The sequence below is a fragment of the Granulicella sp. S156 genome, assembly GCF_009766105.1.
Classification (GTDB): Bacteria; Acidobacteriota; Terriglobia; order Terriglobales; family Acidobacteriaceae; genus Granulicella.
Window position 1 is genome coordinate 216,019 of sequence record NZ_LMUH01000013.1, and the last position, 19,080, is coordinate 235,098.

The following is a 19,080-nucleotide window of genomic DNA, read 5'->3' on the forward strand; positions in this document are numbered from 1 at the left end:
TAGGGGGCTTGCCGAGTTACTTTACGTCGAGTGAGTAGAAGTTTCCGGCAAAGATGCGGGCGCGAATCAGCGGCGTATTGTCCTGGGTCAACCCGCCGAAGACGTAGTCCACTGCATCGTTCTCACGCGAGTCCGCGAGCCGGACGACCTCCTGCACGTGGCCCTCGGGGATGCTCACACGATAGATGGGCTGTGCAGGGTCGAGCGAGCCATGCACGTAGAGGGAGCGGCTGTCCGACGACCAGACCGGGTCGGCGCCAGAGGGAACGGAGAGCGCTTTCCAGGTGTGGTTCGCAACGTCGTAGAGCCGGACCTGCCGTTGGTCGAGTGTGAGCGCGGCGATGTAACGGCCGTCAGGCGACCAGCGTGGGCTGAAGAGTCCATCCGATGCCGGGACCTGCTCCACCTGGTTTGTCGGAAGGTGGAGTATATGCAGAGTGCGTGCGGCGTTTTCTTTGCCCATGGCATCGTTGATGCGGCCAAAGACAAGCGATAGGCCGTCGGGCGACCAGGAGGGGTCGGCGGCGTTGCGCGATTCCTTCAAGAGCGGGGTGAGGTCATTCCCGTTCGCACCGACCCTGTAAATCTGCCACGCCTTGCCAGGTTCTCGCGCCATTAGGGCGAGTCGAGAGCCGTCGGGCGACCACTGTGCCAGGAAGACATCCAGGGTGTCTGGTGTAAGCTGCAGCTTCTCTGTTCCATCCGCGCTTGCCCGCCAGAGTTGGCCGCCGCTGTCGGTCCAGGCGACCCATTTGCCGTCGCGAGTGTAGTCGATACGAAACGCTGAGGAGAGGAAGCCTTTTTCAGGGACGAGTTCTCCGTTGGGAGTCACTCGTTCCAGCTCCGAGCGCGCATCGACGCCCAAAAAGAAGACACGGCTGCTGTTGGGCGCGGCGACGGGAGATTGGAATTCGAGTGGCCCGTCGGTCAGCCGCACCGGGTTCTTCGTCGATTCGCCGGAGAGTTTCCAGAGATCCGTGTTGCCGCCATGCGAGGACTGGAAGACAAAGGAGCGGCCACTGTTGGTCCAGATGCCGCAGCACTCGGACGACGGATTGGTGAACCCCGCAAGCACTGGCACCGGCTTGCGGTCCGAGGCGGAGAGCTGCCAGAGCGAAAGGGTATGCGCGATCGGATCGATCATGCTGAACCGAAGCAGCTTGCCGTTTGGTTCCCAGCGCAGCCAAAAGGCGCGGCCTGGCAGCGAGGCATAGAGCTCGGGTTTATTGCCGGTCAGGTAAAGATCGTTGCCGTTGGCATAGAGAATCTCTTTACCGTCGGGCATCCATGTAGCATCATGAGCCAGGGTGTTGCCCACACGCAGGGGAGAGCCCCCAATAGTAGGCACTACCCAGAGCGGCTGCTCGGATTCTGGGGAGAGGTGGTCGCGCAGCAGTAGTCGCGAACCGTCGGGGGAGATATCGCCCAGCGCCGGACTGGCGACCTCGGACGGAATGCTCATAGGAGCAACGGAGCCGCCCGAGAGTGACACTACTGCCAACCCCGCATGGCCGTTCTCGAGCGTCGGCGCGAACAAGCGAACGCCATCGGTCGCGCTCGCCATGTGATTTTCAATGGTGTTGACGCTGGGTGCCAGGTGACCGTCATGGGTGATCTGCGTGATGTGCGGCGGAGCTGTGGTGGAGCGCGAAGAGCCCACGAAGTAGCCGACTGCAGCCATCGAAACGAGGCCGATTGTGGCAATCGCCCATCTGTAAGGACGGGCGACTGAGGTCTGAACTCTTTGAGTAATCCCGCTACTGGTCGAATCCGGCTTGCTTTGGACGCCTGCAGTAGCGAGCGTCGCATCGTTTAAGGGAGATACGTCTCCGGCAGGAAGTGTTGTGTTCCACTCTGAGGCCGATCGCGCCGGATCTGTGGCAGACTGCTGCGCGGGGACACCTTCTGCAGGAAGGTAGCCGACCGGGGCGATGAAGCGATAGCCGCGTCGCGCGAGGGTTTCAATAAAGCGGGGATTCTCGGCGGAGTCGCCCAGGGCCTCCCGGATTTTATTGATGGCTGTGCCTAACGAGTGGTCGAAGTCAACGACCGTATCCTTGCCCCAAAGCCGAAGCTGAAGCTCCTCGCGCGAGACCACCTGGCCCGGGCGTTCAATCAATGCGGTAAGGACCTTAAACGGTTGGCCTTGCAGCTTGATGCGAAAGCCGGCCTTCCAAAGTTCGCCGGCCTGAAGATCAACTTCATAGAGACCGAAGGTGAGTCTCGAATTGGCAACCGGCGTCTGCATCGGATATGAAATAGGTGCGTCATAAACTTTATCACTACGGGCACGCACTTGTTATCGGATGATTAACCGGATCTAAGTTGTTGTTGTATAGGTGGTTAGCTGTGGATGAAAAATTGAAAGACAAAGGGACCCGAAAGGATTGCGCTGATGCGAGAGATTCTTCGAAGGTGTGCGACGTAGCTTGACAGTCCATCATTTGCGCGCCCTGAGAGGGCACAGGGACTGAGAGCTCTTTTTGGAGGCACGACCATGCAACGAATCTTTGGATCGAGTTCGACGGGGAAAATGATATTCCGCGCACTCCTCACAATATGCCTACTGGCGGGATGGTCCATCCTGCAGGCCCCCTTGGAAGCACAGACCGATACGGGAAGCGTCGCTGGAACGGTGACGGATTCGACCGGCGCAGTGATTCCTGGTGCAAACGTTACAGCTACAAGTACAGACAACGGACTCAAGCTCACTGCGCAATCGAGTAGTTCGGGCGAATTCAAAATTCTTGCCGTACCTCGCGGTCACTATACGGTCTTGATCGCAGCAAAGGGTTTTCAGTCACAGTCGGAGGCGGTAACGATTACCGTCACCACTACGCAGAATCTGATCATCCAACTGATGCCCTCCGGGGGAGCGACAACCATAGAGGTTACCGCCGCCACCCCGCTACTCAACACCGCCGATGCCAGCATGGGTGCGACCATTCAAGGTGCGCAGGTAACGGAACTTCCGCTGAATGGCCGCAACTTCAGTAACCTTGCCCTGCTGACCCCCGGCGTGACCCGTGGTGCGTATGGCGACTCGGCCAGCGGCGGTGGCAGTTCGAATACCACCGAAACAATACGCAATAACGAGAGCGGCAGCGCCGCACTCTCTGTTAATGGCCTTCGCCCCCAGGCGAACAACTACATCCTGGATGGCGTGGACAACAACGACGGTCTGGTCAACACAGTTTTGTTTTTCCCCTCAATCGATGCGACGCAGGAATTCAAGGTCGATACCAGCGTAGCCCCTGCCGAGTATGGCCGTGCGGGCGGAGCCATCGTCGTCAGTTCTATCAAGTCCGGCACCAACCAGTTTCACGGCTCGGTCTTCGAGTTTTATCGCAGTAGTCACTTCGATTCAAACCCGAATTATCGGTTCAACAATGCTCCAACCACACCAGCCTCCTCCTTCAATCGCAACCAGCCTGGGTTCTCCGTGGGTGGCCCCCTCATCAAAAATCATCTCTTCATCTTTGGCGACTATCAGGCGCTGCGCGAAGCTCTTCCCGTGGCCCCACATTACTTGACCGTTCCAACTGCACTGATGCGCACGGGGAACTTTACTGAACTGGAAAATGTAGCAATGTCCAACGGGTCTGGCTACCAGAGCAACTATCCACGGTGCACGCCGGGCAATATTCCTGGTACGAGCAATCCCATTGCAGGCTCGACCAGCCCCGGTTTGATTTACGATCCCACCACCTGCCAGCCATTCGCCGGGAACATTATTCCTACAGCCCGTCTCAATCCGGCTGCGGTTAACTACCTCAACGCGTATCCAATGCCCACGAGAACGGATCGCTACCTTCAAAACTATCTCGACACGCAGTCGGAGTCTAACAAGTACAACACCTTTGACGTTAGGCTTGATTGGAACGCCACATCTAAAGATTTAGCATTTTTCCGCTACAGTTACGACAATTCGGTTAATTCCAAGACCTCAGAGTTCGCTAACCTTCCGGCGGGCGGAGGAACTGGCACCAATCCTACCCATGCTCGCGGCTATGACCTGGGTTACACGCACATCTTTTCACAGTCCATTGTGAATGAGGCACATATTGCGTATAACCGCGACAACTATGGGTACACGCCGCCGATGTATGGCGACTATGTATCAAAAAATCTTGGCATCGTGAATGCCAACATCAATATGGAAACTACCGGTGGCGCCCTGATTGGTGGATATAAAGGCGATCTGGAATATACCGGTGACTATGGTCTGTACTCAGTTCCTCAAAATACCTATGAAGCGACCGATTCAGTAAGCGTGTCGCATGGAGACCATTCGTTCAAATTTGGCGGGACATTTATTCGCCGCCAGGTGGAGTATTTCAATCCGCAGGAGGGAAAGGGCTACTTCTGGATCGACGGGTTGAACGGCAATACGGTCGACTTTACTGGCTATGAAGTTTCCGAGTTGTTGGCCGGTGGCGTCGATAACTACGAAATAGGCTCGCAGTCAGGCTACTTCGCCAATATTGGTCAGGAAGACGGTATCTTCGGGCAGGACGACTGGCGCGTGAACCATCGCCTAACGCTCAACCTTGGTGTTCGCTGGGATTATCTGTCGCATCCCTATGAAGCACACAATCAGCAGGCCGCCTTTGATGTTAAAACCGGTACGGTCCTGATCGCAGGAAAGAATGGTGTGTCTGACAGCATCATCAATCAGGACTACCACGCCTTTGCTCCACGCTTCGGCTTCACGTATGACCTATACGGAAACGGAAAGGCCGTACTCCGTGGCGGATACGGCATCTTCTACTTCCTGGACTATGGCGGTATCGACAATCAACTCGGCGAGCAAGCTCCATTCGGTGGCAGCAATAGCTATCTGGCCAGCAACGGTTACTGCATCACGTTCACCGGACAGCTCAACCAGTCGCCCGTCTCCGGTGGTGGTGCTTACAATTGCACTGGCTATACCGGTCCCGCCGCAGTTACCACATCTCTTCCAGCCCGCGGTTACGTCAACTTCAACCCAGCGGCACCTCCGGCTGGCACCAGCATGATTGCCGTAAACCAGAATGATAAGAACAGCATGATCCAGGAGTGGAATGTGCAACTGGAAAGGCAATTTGGCTCTAAGGACGTGTTGAACATCGCCTACGTGGGAACCAAGGGCGAACACCTCTCAACCTACTATCCCTACAACATTAATCAGTTTGGGACGGGGATACAGAACTTCCCTGGATTGGGGAGCATTAACTACAACGAATATAACGGCATTTCGAACTATAACGCCCTGCAAGTACACGCGGAACACCGCGCCAACAATGGGCTGACCGGAACCTTATCCTACTCGTGGTCGCATACGCTGGACGACTCGCCTGGAGCTTTCCAGACGCAGACAGCGGCTCTCTATTACGATCCGATGGCTGGCTATGGCAACTCCAGCCAGGATCAACGCCATGTATTTAGTTCGTCCATCCTCTATCTCCTGCCCTTTGGCCATGGCCAGCGTTTTGGTGGAACTGTCTCACGTCCCATGGATTGGCTGATTGGCGGCTGGCAGACCAGCCTGATTGCCCTAGTCCAGTCTGGCACACCCGTCGACCTCTCGACAGGACAGTACCAGCCCGGCAATCGTCCTGATCTGGTTGCGCCAATCACCTACCCCAAGAGCATCTCAGGATATTGGTTCAATCCGTCAGCATTCTCCACCAACATCCCCACCATAGCTGCGTCAAACGGTACGACGTATACGCGTCTGGGTACACTAGGCCGAAATCAGGTCTATGGACCTGGATATCGTGCGGTCAATTTCAGCGCCCAGAAGAACATCCATCTCACGGACAAATACACGCTGGAGCTGCATGGGGATGCATTCAACCTGCTCAACACAGCGGAATTCGTAAACCCGAATTCCAATGCTACCGGCTCGAACTTTGGCCAGATTGAAGGAACGCAGGTATACAGCAATCGTGAGATTCAGTTGGCAGCTCGATTTACCTTCTGACCCCAACAGCGATCCGATTATTGCCACCGGCATGGGCTATCGTAGTGCGCGATTTAGAACGGACCTGCTGGGGCAGGTCCTGGATGCCCAATAGTTTCGGGCATGAGGCCGACGTGCAGTTTTTGTCCGGTCTCATGCTCGTACTAATCACTTTTAGCAGCGGCTCCTGTAGCTCCTATGGCAGAGGCCCAACGTTTGTGCTGTTTTCGTAATGAAGAACTAACACCACATCGTATGGGCTTATGTCGCGTTCGATGTGAACATGATCCGAATTTCAAAAAAGGTTGAAGTCTATGTACCGTCACACGCACAGAACGAACCTACAGGTATTCACTCGTCCTATGTGTGCCGTGATGCTATTTCTGGCTTATTGCTTTTTTACGTTTGCAAGTTATGCGCAGAGTGCAAAACCAGTCATTACAAAGATCGATCCGCCGAACTGGTTTACACGGGTTCCTGACTCACTTCTGTTAGTTCACGGTGAGCATCTGGAGAACACGACCTTTACTCTGCACAATACCCGTGCCCGGATTACTGAGCAGACGATCTCGCCAAATGGACATTGGGCGTTTCTTACCTTCGTATCAGCGAAGGCACAGCCGGGAACTCTCGAAGTGGTGGCAACGAACGTGCATGGCAGTACGACTGTGCCTTATGGGCTCTCGGCGCGACGAAGTGTCGCAGACCAGCCTAAAGGCTTCAGCTCGGCTGACGTGATGTACCTCATCATGCCGGACCGGTTTGCGGACGGCGATAAAACCAACGATAAGCTTGCCAACTTCCGCGATCCAGACGATCGTAGCCTCAGTCGGGCCTATCATGGTGGCGATCTACGTGGCATCCAGGAGCATCTAGACTACTTACATCAGCTAGGTGTCACGACTCTGTGGACTACACCTCTCTACGACAACAGCGCTGCGCAATCAGGGCAGAGTTATCACGGTTATAGTGCAACCGACATGTATGCCGTGGATCCGCACTTCGGCAGCATGGAGGACTATAGAGCGCTTGTGGCAGCGGCTCATGCTCGTGGAATGAAGGTTGTGCTGGATACAGTGCCGAACCATGTAGGCCCTGCCCATCCCTGGGTAGAGGACTCTCCCACTCCAGACTGGTTTCATGGAACGGCAGCATCCCACATCAAAGTGGATGACGATTTCGCAAGCGTTACCGATCCGACGGCCACTGCCGCGCGGCGCAACATCTTGCTCAATGGTTGGTTTGCCGATATTCTGCCGGACCTCAACCAGGACAATCCACTGGTTGCTCAATACCTGATCCAAAATGCCATCTGGTGGATCGAATCGGCAGGGTTGGACGGTCTGCGCATCGATACGTTCCCCTATGTCCCACGCAGATTCTGGCATGACTACAACGAGCAGTTACATGCGTTTTATCCCCACCTGTCGGACGTGGGAGAGATCTTTAACAAAGACACGCACGTCGTAAGTTTCTTTGCGGGTGGAAGAGCGCATACAGGCAGTGACGGGACCTATGACACGCTGCTCGATACACCCTTCGACTATCCTATGTACTTTGCTTTGCGTGCCGCTCTCACCCATCAGGAGCCGATGACTGCGATTAGTGATGTCCTTAAATCGGACGGGCTGTATGCGCATCCGGAGCGGCTCGTCACATTTATTGGAAACCACGACACGAAGCGATTTCTCTCTGAGCCAGGTGCGAATCCTGCTGCGCTTCGCCTTGCTTTTGGTCTACTAGCCACGCTGCGTGGTATGCCTCAGCTCTACTATGGTGACGAGCTGGATATGAAGGGCGGCGATGATCCCGACAATCGAAAAGACTTCCTCGGAGGTTTTGCCGGATCTGACTCGAACGCCTTCACGGCTGCAGGTCGCTCGCCCGAGCAGGCAATGATGTTCGATTGGGTGTCTCAGCTCATGTCCATTCGGCACGAGCACACCGCGTTGACCTGTGGTGGCGAGCAAGTACTTAGCAGTAACGAGGATTGGCTGGTCTTTGTACGGGATAGCTCCCATGCGCCTGTAACTGGCTGCACCACCGCAACGGACCATCAGCGAGTGTTAGTAGCAGTGCATCGTAGCTCGAAACCCGATACCTTGACGGTTGGCCTGGATCAGACGTGGGCCTCGGGGTGCCGGATCGGGAAAGCTAACATTGCCGCTAGTACATCGTCTGCCGAGGTTGCTGACAAGCAGTTGAAGTTGCAGATGGGCAGTGATGATGTTTTGATCGCGACGTGCCGGTAGAACGAGCCGCCAGGGTTGTGGGGGCGCGAAAGACGACGCTCTCACTTTTGGATGGACCTAAACAAGGATTGTTCTAAATGCCGAAGACGATGCGGAAGAAAAATGGTCGGGACGACTAGATTCGAACTAGCGACCTCACCCACCCCAAGGGTGCGCTCTACCAGGCTGAGCCACGTCCCGACTTGCTACGGAAGCCGCTCGCGCCTTGTGGGCCAGCGGCTGGGGTACCTCTAGTCTACACCAGTAAGGACAGGAAACAGGAGATAGCAAACAGGAAACAGGCAAAGCAAGACTCAGAATGCCTGCACTATTTGCGATTTCCTGCTTTAGTGGGTCGGTGCGACGTATTCTTTGGGCAATTCGCCGCCGGAGCCGAAGAAGAACTCGTTCATCTGTTCGACGAGGAACTCCTGCGCCTCGCGCGTCCAGGGCTGCAGGCGGTACTCATTGAGCAGCATCTTCTGGCGCTCAACCCACTCGCCCCAGGCCTTTTTCGAGACGTTTTTGAAGATCTTCTGCCCGAAGTCGGAGTCGAAGGGCGGTTCGTCCAGGCCCTCCAGTTCGGCTTTGTATTTTGTGCAGAAAACCATGTGTGCCATTGTCGAATGCTCCTTGAGCTTCCAGTTTAGCAACAATGGCGTCAAGGTTTTCCGGTTCTTGTTCTTTGCCCTTGCCTTTCTATAATCGTTGCGATGCCTCACACGCCTACCAACGCCCTCTCTCCCGATCAAAAGATCGAAGCTTTGCGTGAAGAACTACGTCACCATGAGCACCTGTACTACGTGCTCGACGCACCGGAGCTAACCGATGCGCAGTACGATGCCCGCGTGAACGAGCTGAGGAAGCTTGAAGCTGAGCATCCTGAGCTGGTTACGCCGGACTCACCCACGCAGCGCGTCGGGGGCAAGCCGAAGGAGGGCTTTGCGAAGGTTGCACACTCGCGGCCTATGCTCTCGCTCGACAATGCCTACAATGAGGCTGAATTGCGCGCCTGGGCGGAGCGCGTTCTGGGTGGCCTGCCCACCGGTGAGCGAGTCCGTTACGTCTGTGAACTGAAGCTCGATGGCCTCTCCATGGCCCTGCAATACCATGCTGGAGCGAAACATGAAGCCGTGTTGAAGACGGGCGTGACGCGCGGTGACGGCACGATTGGTGAGGATGTGACCTCCAACGTGCGCACGATTCGCAGCGTGCCTCTGCATGTTGATGCTGCGAAGCTGGCGAAGGCCGGACTTCCTCAGCAGTTTGAGGTGCGCGGCGAAGTCGTTCTGCCGCAGAAGGCCTTCGAGAAGATGAATGCCGATCGAGAGGCCGCAGGGCTTGCGCCGGCCGTCAACCCTCGCAATGCGGCAGCAGGAACGATCCGTACGCTGGAGCCAAATATTGTTGCGCAGCGGCGGTTGGAGTTCTTCGCCTATTTTCTTCTGAGCGAGGGCGAGCCATTGCTGCCGGAGCAGAGCACAGCGTTGCAGGCTTTGCGGGATGCGGGCTTTCTCGTCAACAAACACGCGCGTACGGTGGACTCGATGGATGAGGTGCTTGAGTTCATCAAGAAGGCAGAGCCGTTGCGCGATGGTTTGCCGTATGAGATCGATGGCGTCGTCATCAAGGTTGATGCGATTGCTCAGCAGCGCCGTCTTGGCTTTACGGGGAAAGCTCCGCGCTGGGCCATCGCGTATAAGTTTCCTGCACGGGCGGCGATTACGCAGCTCGAAGATGTGTTGTTTCAGGTTGGACGCACAGGGAAGGTGACGCCGGTAGCTGCGCTCGCTCCTGTGTTCATCGGCGGAACGACGGTGACGCGGGCTACGCTGCACAATGCCGATGAGATTGCGCGGCTTGGCGTTCGCATCGGAGACTTCGTCTCTGTCGAGCGCGGCGGGGATGTAATTCCGAAGATCACTGAGGTCGTAGAGGACGCTAAGCACCCGCGTGGTACGCGCGAGATCGTCTTTCCGCGCCTCTGTCCGGTGTGCGGCAGCGAACTGGTGCGTGCGGAAGGTGAGGTCGACTGGCGCTGCATCAACGCGGTATGCCCAGCGCGTGTGCGCGAAGAGTTGCTGCACTGGTCGGCGCGCGGTGTAATGAACATCGAAGGTCTCGGCGAGTCGATGGTTGCACAGTTGCTTGGACAGAGTGCCTCGCTGATTGGCGGGGAAGAAGAGGTGGCCGAAACGGGCGCGCCGGTGCAGGTGACGCGCGAGCCCCTGGTGCTTAGCATTGCCGACCTCTACAAGCTGAAAGGCAAACGCGACCAGGTGCTGGCGCTCGACCGTGTTGGCGAGAAGACAACGGATGCGCTATTGGCGCAGATTGAGCGTTCGAAATCGGCGCCACTGGCACGCGTCTTATTCGGTCTTGGCATCCGCTTTGTCGGTGAGCGTACGGCGACCCTGCTAGCGGAACATTTCGGAGACATTGATGCGTTGATGAACGCTACAGCCGACGATCTCGAAGCGGTGAATGAGGTGGGGCCAAGAGTGGCGCAGGCCATTGTGGAGTTCTTCGCGGAAGAGAAAAATAAAACGCTCGTTCATGAACTGCAAAAACTGGGCCTGACGATGCAGGCAGAGAAAAAGGTGATTGGGACGACGTTCGCAGGGTTGACGTTCGTGCTCACCGGGACACTGCCGACGCTGACGCGCGACGAGGCGAAGAAGCGCATCGAAGCTGCAGGTGGCAAGGTCTCGGGCTCGGTGAGCAAGAAGACGAGCTACGTCGTTGCTGGCGAGGAGGCCGGCTCGAAGCTGGAGAAGGCCCAACAGCTTGGGGTTCCCGTAGTGGATGAGGCTGGGTTGCTGGCGCTGCTGGGATAGAGCACCATAAATCCCAGCACCCGACAGGGCCAACGGCCCGTTTCATACCAGTCTGGGGGTGAAGCCAATAGATGCTAACATAAGGCGGTTTGAGCCTAAAGGTGCTATTTCGGTGGCCGTGGGCTGATTCAACTCACAGGAAGGGGCCGCTACGAAGAGGCAGATCAGAAGGCGAACACAGGAAGCAAATTTATCGATGACCCCGACTTGGTGAACGCAAAGGAGTATGCAGGGATTGTGGTCGCAGGCTTTCTTTCAGCTGTGCAGCATAAGCTTCGTCAGGCTCTGCAAAACAATGATCTGGCTGAGGCGCGCAAACTCGTAAATGGCGGCACGAACGGCCTTGATACCTTCAAGATCGCGATGGCAGCTGGCCGGGCGGTCATCGCGCAGGCCATCATTCAGCAGGCGCAAGCGACCACTCGCGCAAAAAAGACGCACCGTCCGAAGCACTCTGGGCATCGGGCACACCCAGCCCATCCGGCAGCACCGGCAAAGCCGACAAGATGAAAGTTCGTATTGAAGTTCGCGCGCTGCGCTGCCTGCTGGAGCTGTTCTCTCTTGTACTCGTATCCTGCTGGGCGCACGCGCAGGTTTCCGCGCCTCGTCAGATTTCAGTTCTGGTCGCAAGCCCTTCCGGCTCCGGGATAGTTGCTGCGATCCATGATGACGGTGCCCCCCAGCAACCACGCGTTTTTTTCATGTCGCCGGCGACCGGTAAGATCGTCTGGCAGCTCGTGCAGCCGTTCACCATCGGCTCGATCGCAGTGTCTCCGGACGGTAACACCGTAGCTGTGGGCCTGGTCGGGGTCACTGACCGCGATCTAGGTGTTCTACTGCTGGACGCCCGATCGGGCAAGCAGGTGGGAGGCATTGGCGATGATAAGAACTCGTACTTCGTGCCGGGATTGGTATATCCCCGCTATGGATCCGGTGTGTCACAGTTGATGTATTCGCCCGATGGAGCATTGCTGTACGGCCTGTCGAACGATACCCTGTTCGCATGGGACGTCGCCGCGAAGAAGTATCTCTGGACCCAGGATGTTCCGGCCGTGATCGAAGCACCGCCGGAACTGCCTGACCCGCTACCCTATGGGCACGCGACAGACTTCACGCTCTCACCCGATGGCCGCCAGATTGCCGCGCTCCGCGATGTATTGCGTATCGCGACAGCGGGGCGAACAATGCCCGGGCACTTCATCAAGCGCGACCCGACCAGTCATGCGGAGATCGAGACGGCTGTGTTCTCGTCTGACAGCCGCATCCTGGCTGCTGGTGAGTCCGGCACCACAGACAACGGAAAAACAACGTTTATTGCGACCGATTTGTGGATCGACGGTGCCCTCAAGCCGGTGCATCTCGACGGCTGCGGAAACGGCATCGCCTGGACCGGCGCGCCCGATGTGTTCGGCTGCCAGAACGACAGCGGCGCCCATCTTCGCAACATTCACGACCTGCAGAAAGATATCGGTTCTGCCGGCCCGCCGGGAAACCTACCCATCCTCAAGGTCGGCAACTCGCTCTGGTCGGCCGCTTACAAGTACGGTGACTGGAAAGACCCTGCGAAACCGTTGACCATTACACTCGGCGAACTCGGCACAGGGCACCGCGTCACGCTGACGCTGCCGGGCCGGTGACTCGGCTTTTGGAATGGGAGCTAGGGCATTTCCCGTATAGGTGTAGAGCGAGCCACAGGTCTATACGCTGTTTTTCCCCAAGACGCTGGTTTCAAGGGGGTAGCTGGAACCAGCGCTCCGCGCCTTATCTTAGCCGGGTAAGCCCGTGCCCTTAACGAAACTTCCTCTACGAACAACGACTTAAACTTTAGGCTGACGTAGAGTTGCGCTCTACTGTGGTGGCAACTGCGCGCGGTCCCATCCACCACCCAGCACCTTGATCAACAGCACCGTCGCATCCATGCGGCGGCGCAGAATATCGATGTCATTCCGTTCGTTATTGAGTGCTGTCGTCTGCGCTGTGATGACCTGCAGATAGGTGTCGACACCGCCCACATAGCGGTTATTGAAGATCCGCTCCGACTCTTGCGCAGAGGCCGTGGCCTGGCGCTGTTGTTGCGCTTCGTCGGACAGCACTCGCAGGGCAACGAGATTATCTTCAACCTGTTGATAGGCAGTCAGCACGCTCTGGCGATAGTTTGCGGCGTTCTGTTCGTAGCCTGCGATCGCCTCTTCCGACAGGCCGCGACGGCGTCCCCCGTCGAAGAAGGTCTCGCCGAGTGTAGGACCAAGCGAATAGATGATACTGGAGGGCGTGAAGAGCGAGGCGATAGAAGAACTCTGTACGCCTCCCTGGCCGCCGAGTGAGAGTGTGGGGAAGTACGCCGCACGCGCTATGCCGATCTGTTCATTGGCGGCGGCGATGCGGCGCTCTGCAGCAGCAATGTCGGGACGGCGCTCCAGCAACTGCGAAGGTAACCCTGGCGGGACGACCGGCGGCATGAACTCGACAGGTATCGGAGCAGGCGGCAGATTCAACGAGGCTGGCGGCTGGCCGATGAGGATCGCTATGGCATGCTCAAACTGCGCACGCTGAACGGCCACGTCCGCGGCCTGTACCTTCGCGGCCTGCAGTTGAGTCTCAGCCTGCGTCACGTCAGACTTCGGGGCGATGCCACCATTGAAGCGATTGCTCGTGACGCGGAGAGCCTCCTGGTACTGCACGACAGTATCGTTGAACAGCTTCTGCTCGGCATCGGATGAGCGCAACTCGAAGTAGTCAAAGGCGACTTCGGCCTGCAGGGACAGCAACACGTTCTGGCGATCGGCGGCAGTGGCCTGCGACTCTTCTTTTGCCGCGGCGATGTTGCGACGAATGCGGCCCCAGAGATCGACCTCGTAGTTCACCTGTAGCGGCAGTATAAGGTTGGCGTTCCCGTTGGTTTGTTCGGACGAACTGAATGGGTAGGGTTGGTTGGACGACTCGCGCATGCCCTGGACCGTCGGGGAGGTCCCGACGGTGGGATAGCGATCGGCGTTCTGCACGCGGATGTTAGCGCGTGCGGCGCGCAGATTGGCGTCGGCGGCCTTGAGCGTCTGGTTGGCGGTCTCCACCTGCGGTTCGAGTATGTTCAGTTCGCCATCGTTGAAGATCGTCCACCAGGCGCCGCGTATGGCCGCGTCGTCAGGCGTGGCGACGTGCCAATCGGCAGTCTCCTTATACGCATCGGGCGAGGCCTCTTTGTAGGCGGGAGGTGCGGGAGCCGTGGGAACCTTGTACTTCGGTCCAACCATGCAGCCCGTGAGCGAAAACATGCTCAGAAGCACGCCTCCGCTTAGCGTGAAGAGAGATGCAGAGCGGAGGTTCATTGCGTCACCGTTCCGTTATTTGCGACGTTCACTTGCTGGCCCTCCGTGAGCGAATCCGAAGGAGCGAGTACGATTTCGTCGTCCGCCGTAAGGCCTGTTGCGACCTCCAGCGTGCTGCCGTTATCTTTCCCGATCGTGATGTGTTGAAGATGTACGTGTCCATCGCGCACCACGCCCACCTGCAAGCCCTGCGCGCGGAACAGCAGCGCATCTGCCGGCACTGAAAGCCGGCGTACCTGCTGTGGAATCTTGAAATGTACGAAGACATAAGCGCCCGGCAGCAGCTTGCCATCGGGGTTGTCGACGTCAACTTCGACATTCAACGTGCGTGAGGATTGATCGATGGCGCTCGAGTTGCGCACGATCTTGCCGTTGAACTCCTGGCCGGGATACTCGTCGAGCGTGAGCGTAGCGGTGCCGCCGTCTTGAATGGCGGGCGCATAGGTCTCCGGTACAGCGACATAGACGCGAAGCTTGCCAATGGCGGCTATGTGGAAGAGTTCTTTCGCGGTGCTGTTAGTGGTAGCTGAACCGGAGTCGATCAGCGCGCCGATATCTGTGTTGCGAATGGTGACGATGCCTGAAAACGGCGCATACACATGCTCGAAGGACTGCAATTGCTGCAGGCGGCGAACGTTCGCTTCAGCAGCGTCCACCGCAGCCTGCTTGGCGGTTGCGCCGCTGACGGCAACATCGGTCTCCTGTTTGGAGACGGAATCGCTCTTGAGCAGGTTCTGGTAGCGCGCTGAGGTGGTATTGGCCAGCGCGAGATCTGCCTGTGCGGACTTCAAATCCGCCTGCGCTACTTGGAGCTGTTCGTCCACTTCGGGCGTCTCGATGATCGCCATGAGTTCGCCCTGCTTGACGTGCTGGCCGATGTCCACGAACCACTGCTTGAGGTAGCCGTTGGTGCGGGCATAGATGGGCGTGTCGTTATAGGCCTGCGTATCGCCGGGCAGCGCAATCTCGGAGCTCATGCCTAATACCGCCGGATGTGTGACGCTGACCGTCGGAATTGCACTGACCGCAGTTGCCTTTTCCAAATGGCGCTCGTCAGCGGCTCGCGAGAGTAGGCCGTAGACGATAGCCGCCAGCAGGAGCACTACGAGCACAGCGACGGCCAGCCATACCCCTGTAGGTATGCGCCGTGGTGCCTCCAGCCCGTGCTGCGGATCGGGGTGTGGAGGATAGTGTGGCACAGAGCCTCCAGATACTGTTGTTGAGGGTGTCGTCATTTCGGTGTTGATGTCGGTCGACATGATCCGGTCTCCAGTGCGGCCCTTCATGCGGGCTAGGGCAGTTTCCGTATAGGTGTAGAGCGAGTCAATGGCTTATACGCCGTTTTTCCCAAGAAAACGGCACTCTCAAAGATTATCCGCTTCGTAGTAATACGAAAACTGCTCTAGACGGTGGCTTGTTCCTGTGGTGCGGCGGTTTCTTTAGCGTTGTCGCGTCCATGCAGCAACGCGAAGACGGCGGGGACGAAGATGAGGGTGGCGACGGTCGCAAGGGCCAGACCGCCGATAACGGCGCGTCCCAGCGGAGCATTCTGCTCGCCGCCATCGCCCGCACCCAGCGCCATCGGAATCATACCGATGATCATTGCGAGCGCTGTCATGGCGACAGGGCGGAAGCGCGTTGCGCCAGCTTCAACAGCTGAGCGGATGGCATCACCGGTTGCGTTGAGCCTGTCCTTCGCGAACGAAACCACAAGGATCGAGTTAGCGGTTGCAACGCCCATACACATGATGGCTCCCATGAGCGCGGGCACCGACAGCGTGGTGTGCGTGAGGAAGAGGAACAACACGATGCCGGAGATCGCCGCCGGCAGCGCCGTGATGATGATGAAGGGATCGAGCCACGACTGGAAGTTCACGACGATCAACAGGTATACGAGAACGATCGAGAACATCAGGCCGAAGATCAGGCCTTCGTACGAGCTGCGCATCGTATCCACCTGGCCGCGCATGCGGATAAAGTTGCCCTTCGCGAGCGAGCCGCGGTTGGCATTGATAATGCGGTCAACCTGTCGGGCCGCTGCGCCCAGGTCACGGTCCTGCACGTTGCCATAGATGTCCAGCGTGCGGCGAATGTTGTAGTGGTTGATGACGGGCAACTCGGTGGATCGTCCAAAGTCGGCGACGTCCGCAAGAATCTCCGGCTCCTTCGCGCCCGGCGCGGTGATGGGAATGTTCTGCAGGTCCTGCAGTGACTGCACCTGGTACTGCGGTGTCTGCGTGACGATGTTGTACACCACGCCGTTGCGGTTGTTGAGGAAGAACATCGGCGTAAGCTGAGTGGAGCCCGAGAGAATATTGAGCACCGAGGTGCCTACATCGCGCTGTGTGTAGCCACCCTGCGCCGCCTTGGTACGGTCGACGTCCACGTTAAGCACGGGGTAATCGTTCGGTTGTTGCAGGCGGAGATCGACGAGGCCCGGCACTTGCCGCAGTTGCAGCAGGATGGTGTTGGCCACTTTGCGATTGCCGGCATCGTCGGGCCCATCGATCTGTATGTCCAGGGGTGCGGGCAGGCCGAAGTTCAGAATCTGCGTAACGATATCGGAGGGTAAGAAGTAGAAGACTGTTCCCGGGAACTCCTTGGGCAGTTTGTCGCGAAGCGTACGCACGTAATCCGCGGTGGGATGGTGGTCTTCTTTGAGCGAGACAAGAATATCAGCGTCTGACGCGCCGAACAGTCCGCTGGTCGCATGCTGCGTATTCAGTGTCGAGTAGGGCAGGCCAATATTGTCGAGGATATTGTCCATCTCACCGGAGGGTACCGTTGTGCGGATGGATTGTTCCACGAGATCGCAGAGTTTGGCTGTTTCTTCAATACGCATGCCGGTCGTGCCGCGGACATGCAGGATGAACGAGCCGTTATCGGTCGCGGGAAAAAAGTTTTGGCCAAGAGAAGGAATCAGCAGCAGTGCAAGCACGCAGCAGCCGAGGAAGATGGGAATAAACAGTTTGCGGGCTGCAACAAGACGTTCGAGCAGCGATTCGTAAGTGGACCGTACGCGCTCGAAGGCACGCTCAAAGGCCCGCTGGAAGCGCGCCAGCGGATTGCGCGAAAGGGGAGCATGGTGATCGTGCGCCTTCAGCAGATACATCGCCAGCGTTGGCACCAGTGTTCGCGACAGCATGTAGGACGCGAGCATCGCGAAGACGACGGCTTCGGCCAGCGGAACGAACAGATAGCGTGCTACGCCGGCGAGAAAGAACATCGGCAGGAACACGATGCAGATGCAGAGCGTGGACACCAGCGCCGGCACTGAGATCTGCGCGGCGCCTTCGAGAATCGCATCGTGCAGCGGATTGCCCTCTTCGAGGTAGCGCTCAATGTTTTCGATGGTGACCGTGGCATCGTCGACGAGAATACCGACGGCGAGCGCAAGACCGCCCAGCGTCATGATGTTGATCGTCTCGCCGATCAGGCCGAGGATGATGATCGAGGTCAGAATGGAGAGCGGAATAGAGACCGCGATGATCAGTGTCGAACGCCACGAGCCGAGGAACAGCAGAATCATCAGGCCGGTCAGCGCTGCGGCAATGATGGCCTCGCGAATGACTCCGTTGACAGAGGAGCGCACAAAGACTGACTGATCACCAATAGGTGTGATCTTGAGTGTCGAAGGCAGGCTCTGCTTGATCCGTGGCAGCAGGCCATACTCACCCTTCACGACATCGAGTGTGGAAGCCGAGCCGGATTTGAGGATAGTGATGAGCACACCGCGACGCCCATCCTGGCGAACGATGTTGGTCTGCGGAATACTTCCGTCGGTGACGCTGGCGACGTCGTGAACGTAGATCGTCGCTCCGTTCACTTGCTTGAGAGGAAGGTTCGACAGTCCTTCGATGGTGGCCGGCGAGCTGTTGAGCCTGATGTCGTATTCGGCGGAACCGATCTTGGCCGTGCCTCCGGGTTGAACCACATTCTGCTGGTTCATCGCATTCAGCACGTCCACCGGCGAAACCCCTTCGGCCTGTAGCCGCTTGGGATCGATGTTGACCATGATCGACCGCTGTTTGCCGCCGTAGACGTTTGGAACTACCGCGCCGGGAACGGTGACCAACTGCGGCCGCATGAAGTTGAGGCCGTAGTCGTTCAGTTGTTGCTCGGAGAGTCCTTGGCCGGAGAGGCCAAGTTGAAGAATCGGCACGCTGGACGCGGAGAAGTTGATGATCTGCGGCGGCAGAATTCCCGGCGGCAGCGAGCGGAGCTGAAACTCGGAGGCGGCCGAAACCTGTGCATTCGCCGTATCGAGCGAAGCCCCTGGCTGAAGGTAAATCTTGATGATCGCCTGGCCGTTGATGGTCGTCGACTCGATGTGCTCGATGTTGTCCACCAGCGTGGTGAGCACCTTCTCGTACGGCGTCGTCAGGCGGCCTTCAAGCTCTTCCGGATTCAGGCCTGTGTACTGCCAGGCGATGGAGACCACCGGAATATTGATGTTGGGGAAGATGTCGGTCGGCGTACGCAGAATCACGACTGGCGCCGCGATCAGGATAAGCAGCGCCAGCACAATGAACGTGTAAGGCCGATTCAACGCAAGTCGAACAATCCACATGCAAGAGACTCCGCAGCAAAAAATGCCTGTATTAAGGACTCTATCTTGTGCCGATACGACTCGCAGTTCTTTCCTGTACGTTCCATCGGAAAAACCGATATAAAGGGTTAGTGGAAATCGCTTATACAGGTATAAGGATCAGCAAGCGGTAATCGAGAAACAGCTAGGAGAA

General features: G+C 57.5%; 10 protein-coding genes and 1 tRNA gene. 5 read left to right on the forward strand and 6 right to left on the reverse strand.

Annotated features, from left to right (window positions below; all coding sequences use genetic code 11):
* Positions 1-16 precede the first annotated feature (16 nt).
* Entirely contained in the window at positions 17-2,248 is a 2,232-nt protein-coding gene (locus GSQ91_RS10910) for a winged helix-turn-helix domain-containing protein (RefSeq protein WP_158821583.1), read from the reverse strand.
* Positions 2,249-2,497: 249 nt separating this feature from the next.
* On the opposite strand from GSQ91_RS10910, the gene GSQ91_RS10915 reads away from it, so the two are divergent.
* Both GSQ91_RS10915 and GSQ91_RS10920 read left to right on the forward strand, forming a co-directional pair.
* On the forward strand, positions 2,498-5,965 hold the full coding sequence (locus tag GSQ91_RS10915) for a TonB-dependent receptor (protein WP_174240677.1): 3,468 nt from the start codon (positions 2,498-2,500) through the stop codon (positions 5,963-5,965).
* Between the two features lie 353 nt (positions 5,966-6,318).
* Positions 6,319-8,196: an alpha-amylase family glycosyl hydrolase gene (locus tag GSQ91_RS10920; RefSeq protein ID WP_158821584.1), complete on the forward strand. Its 1,878-nt coding sequence runs from the start codon at positions 6,319-6,321 to the stop codon at positions 8,194-8,196.
* Between the two features lie 103 nt (positions 8,197-8,299).
* Here GSQ91_RS10920 and GSQ91_RS10925 read toward each other — a convergent pair.
* Both GSQ91_RS10925 and GSQ91_RS10930 read right to left on the reverse strand, forming a co-directional pair.
* Positions 8,300-8,376: transfer RNA gene (locus GSQ91_RS10925), tRNA-Pro, on the reverse strand.
* Positions 8,377-8,522: 146 nt separating this feature from the next.
* A complete protein-coding gene (locus GSQ91_RS10930) occupies positions 8,523-8,795 on the reverse strand; it encodes an oxidative damage protection protein (RefSeq protein WP_158821585.1) in 273 nt (90 codons plus the stop codon).
* Between the two features lie 93 nt (positions 8,796-8,888).
* Between GSQ91_RS10930 and ligA the strand changes: the two genes are divergently transcribed.
* The 3 genes from ligA to GSQ91_RS10945 all read left to right on the forward strand — a co-directional run bounded on the left by ligA (position 8,889) and on the right by GSQ91_RS10945 (position 12,649).
* Positions 8,889-11,012, forward strand: coding sequence for an NAD-dependent DNA ligase LigA (gene ligA, locus GSQ91_RS10935; RefSeq protein ID WP_158821586.1), 2,124 nt, complete (start codon positions 8,889-8,891; stop codon positions 11,010-11,012).
* A gap of 207 nt (positions 11,013-11,219) precedes the next feature.
* Positions 11,220-11,522: a hypothetical protein gene (locus GSQ91_RS10940; protein WP_158821587.1), complete on the forward strand. Its 303-nt coding sequence runs from the start codon at positions 11,220-11,222 to the stop codon at positions 11,520-11,522.
* Positions 11,519-12,649, forward strand: a complete 1,131-nt coding sequence (locus GSQ91_RS10945) for a WD40 repeat domain-containing protein (RefSeq protein ID WP_158821588.1) — start codon at positions 11,519-11,521, stop codon at positions 12,647-12,649. The genes GSQ91_RS10940 and GSQ91_RS10945 overlap by 4 nt, the downstream gene beginning before the upstream one ends.
* 210 nt (positions 12,650-12,859) lie before the next feature.
* On the opposite strand, the gene GSQ91_RS10950 is transcribed toward GSQ91_RS10945, so the two are convergent.
* The 3 genes from GSQ91_RS10950 to GSQ91_RS10960 all read right to left on the reverse strand — a co-directional run bounded on the left by GSQ91_RS10950 (position 12,860) and on the right by GSQ91_RS10960 (position 18,908).
* Positions 12,860-14,338 (reverse strand): efflux transporter outer membrane subunit, encoded by a 1,479-nt coding sequence (locus GSQ91_RS10950; RefSeq protein WP_158821589.1) that lies wholly within the window; start codon positions 14,336-14,338, stop codon positions 12,860-12,862.
* Positions 14,335-15,597: an efflux RND transporter periplasmic adaptor subunit gene (locus GSQ91_RS10955; protein WP_158821590.1), complete on the reverse strand. Its 1,263-nt coding sequence runs from the start codon at positions 15,595-15,597 to the stop codon at positions 14,335-14,337. Before GSQ91_RS10955 ends, GSQ91_RS10950 begins: the two co-directional genes overlap by 4 nt.
* Before the next feature lie 143 nt (positions 15,598-15,740).
* Positions 15,741-18,908: an efflux RND transporter permease subunit gene (locus GSQ91_RS10960; protein WP_158821591.1), complete on the reverse strand. Its 3,168-nt coding sequence runs from the start codon at positions 18,906-18,908 to the stop codon at positions 15,741-15,743.
* Positions 18,909-19,080: the final 172 nt, after the last annotated feature.